Source organism: Pseudoalteromonas sp. T1lg21 (assembly GCF_002964625.1).
GTDB classification, from domain to species: domain Bacteria; phylum Pseudomonadota; class Gammaproteobacteria; order Enterobacterales; family Alteromonadaceae; genus Pseudoalteromonas; species Pseudoalteromonas gelatinilytica.
This window is the reverse complement of sequence record NZ_PQBX01000021.1, coordinates 1-909: the sequence shown is the minus strand read 5'-3', so window position 1 is coordinate 909 and position 909 is coordinate 1. Positions and strand designations below refer to the sequence as shown.

The following is a 909-nucleotide window of genomic DNA, read 5'->3' as shown; positions in this document are numbered from 1 at the left end:
GCACAATGGGCGCAAGCCTGATGCAGCCATGCCGCGTGTGTGAAGAAGGCCTTCGGGTTGTAAAGCACTTTCAGTAAGGAGGAAAGGTTAAGTGTTAATAGCACTTAGCTGTGACGTTACTTACAGAAGAAGCACCGGCTAACTCCGTGCCAGCAGCCGCGGTAATACGGAGGGTGCGAGCGTTAATCGGAATTACGCTGTCATAAAACGCGTTTGGCGTTGTATGGTTAAGCCTCACGGGTAATTAGTACAGGTTAGCTTAATGGCTCACACCACTTCCACATCCTGCCTATCAACGTTGTAGTCTTCAACGGCCCTTCAGAGACTTTAAAAGTCTAGTGAGAACTCATCTCGAGGCCTGCTTCGCGCTTAGATGCTTTCAGCGCTTATCAGTTCCGAACGTAGCTACCGGGCAATGCCATTGGCATGACAACCCGAACACCAGCGGTTCGTTCACTCCGGTCCTCTCGTACTAGGAGCAACCCCTCTCAATTCTCAAACGCCCACGGCAGATAGGGACCGAACTGTCTCACGACGTTCTAAACCCAGCTCGCGTACCACTTTAAATGGCGAACAGCCATACCCTTGGGACCGACTTCAGCCCCAGGATGTGATGAGCCGACATCGAGGTGCCAAACACCGCCGTCGATATGAACTCTTGGGCGGTATCAGCCTGTTATCCCCGGAGTACCTTTTATCCGTTGAGCGATGGCCCTTCCATTCAGAACCACCGGATCACTATGACCTACTTTCGTACCTGCTCGACGTGTCTGTCTCGCAGTTAAGCTGGCTTCTACCATTACACTAACCGTACGATGTCCGACCGTACTTAGCCAACCTTCGTGCTCCTCCGTTACTCTTTGGGAGGAGACCGCCCCAGTCAAACTACCCACCAGGCACTGTCCGTAA

At 52.5% G+C, this 909-nt stretch carries 2 rRNA genes; one reads left to right on the top strand and one right to left on the bottom strand.

Annotated features, from left to right (window positions below):
* A 16S ribosomal RNA gene (locus C2M25_RS21830) occupies positions 1 to 188 on the top strand; the annotation flags it as partial.
* 35 nt (positions 189 to 223) lie between these two features.
* On the opposite strand, the gene C2M25_RS21825 is transcribed toward C2M25_RS21830, so the two are convergent.
* Positions 224 to 909 (bottom strand): 23S ribosomal RNA (locus C2M25_RS21825); the annotation flags it as partial.